Annotated in this window: 2 protein-coding genes; both read left to right on the top strand. The window is 74.4% G+C overall.

What is annotated here, in order from left to right:
* Window positions 1-1,201: alanine racemase (locus tag GL263_RS25795; RefSeq protein ID WP_182858150.1), on the top strand; the 1,201-nt coding region annotated here is incomplete at its 5' end.
* A gap of 55 nt (window positions 1,202-1,256) precedes the next feature.
* The coding region (locus GL263_RS25790) for an IucA/IucC family protein (RefSeq protein WP_323379564.1) at window positions 1,257-1,948 on the top strand (692 nt) is incomplete at its 3' end.

Raw genomic sequence — 1,948 nt, 5'->3', positions numbered from 1 at the left:
GCTCGACACCGTCCCCGCGCGGGTGCGGGAGCGGCTGCTCGAACTCGCCTCGACGGGCGGGGAACCGCTGGCCGCCTACCTCTACGACGGCGAGATCGCCGCCGGCCGCGCCCGCGAACTGCGCGACGCCCTGCCCGAGTGGGCGGAGGTCTACTACGCGGTCAAGGCCAACGCCTACCCCGGCGTGCTGGCGGCCCTCGCCCCGCACGTGCACGGCTTCGAGGTCGCCTCCCGCAGCGAACTCAACCTGGCACTCGACGCGTTGCCGGTACGCGGGGCCGGCCCCGCGCCGATCGTCGCCGCCGGCCCGGCCAAGTCGCTGCCCGTCCTGACCGACCTGGTGCGGGCGGACGTGGCGGCGATCAACGCCGAGAGCCTGCTGGAACTGCACCGGATCAGCGCCCTCGCGGTCGCCGAGGGTGTCACCGCCCGTGTCGCGCTGCGCGTCAACCCCGCCGAGATACCCGTCACCGGATCGCTCCACATGGGCGGCCAGCCCAGCCAGTTCGGCGTCGCCGAGCCGGACGTGCCCGAGGTGCTGCGCGCCGCCCGCGCGCTGCCCGGTCTGGACATCGTGGGCTTCCACATCCACGCCGCCTCCAACAACCTCGACGCCGACAGCCAGGCCGCTTACCTGCGCTGGTGCGTCGAGTGGAGCACGGCGACCGCCGTCGAGCACGGCATCGACCTGCGGCAGATCGACATCGGCGGCGGCATCGGCGTCAACTTCGAGGGCGAGGAGCCGTTCGACACCAAGCGCTTCGGCGAGCTGATCGCCCAGTGCCCGCCGCCGGGCGGGGTGCGCGTGGTGCTGGAGCCCGGCCGCTTCCTCGTCGCCGACTGCGGCTGGTACGCCGCCGAGGTCACGGACGTGAAGACCTCCTACGGCCACGCCTACGCCATGCTGCGCGGCGGCATCAACCACTTCCAGCTGCCCACCTCCTGGGACATCGTGCACAACATCGCCGTCCTCCCGGTGCCGCACTGGCCGGCCGACCTGCCCAGGCCGGAGGTCGCCGACACCCGGCTCACCGTCGTCGGCGAACTGTGCACCCCCGAGGACACCCTGCTGCGCGACGTCCACGTGGACCGGGTGCGCGCCGGGGACCTCGTGGTGTTCCCCTACGCCGGCTCCTACGGCTGGGAGTTCGCCATGCCGCACTTCCTCGGCCACCCGCCGGCCGCCCGCCACATGCTCTGACCGGATGCCCGACCGACGGATCGCGCCCGACCAGGTGGAGACGAGAGTGACGCACATGACAGACCCGCAGTCCGCGGCCGATCCGCTGGACCACCCCGATCCGCTGCTCGCCGCCGACGCGCTGGCCGCCGAGAGCCTGCTGCGGGCCTACGTCCGGGAGACCGGCACCGACGTGCCCGCCACCGGCGAGCAGCTGGTCCTCACGATGCCCGCCAGCGGCGTGAGGCTGGGCGTCCCGGTGCGGCACCGCTCCGCCACCGGATGGCACCGCTTCGGCCCCGCGCGGCTGCTCGGCGCCGACGGCGGCGCCACGCCCGCCGACGTCGCGCTGGTGGCCGCCGCCGCCATCCGGGAGACCACCGTGGGACGCGGCGTACCCCCGCAGCTCGGCGCGGACGCCGTCGGCCGGGTGCTCAACTCCGCCCAGCGCACCGCCGCCCACCTGACCGCACGCCGCGCGGAAGGGGAGGCCGCCACCGGACCCACCCCGTTCCTCGACAGCGAGCAGGCCCTGCTCCTCGGCCACCCCTTCCACCCCGCGCCGAAAAGCCGCGAGGAGGCGTCCGCCCACGAACTCGACGCCTACTCACCCGAGTTGCGCGGCTCCTTCGCCCCGCACTGGTTCGCCGTCCACCGCGACGAACTGGTGGGGGAGTGCGCCGACGGCGACCTGGAGACGGACGTGCTGCGCCCGCTCGCCGAAGCCGCAGGGCTGACGGGACGCCACCTCCCGAACGACACCGTCGC

The organism is Streptomyces durbertensis (genome assembly GCF_014156695.1).
Lineage (GTDB): Bacteria > Actinomycetota > Actinomycetes > Streptomycetales > Streptomycetaceae > Streptomyces > Streptomyces durbertensis.
Note: the sequence above shows the minus strand (reverse complement) of the source record. Positions and strands in the feature narration are given on the sequence as shown.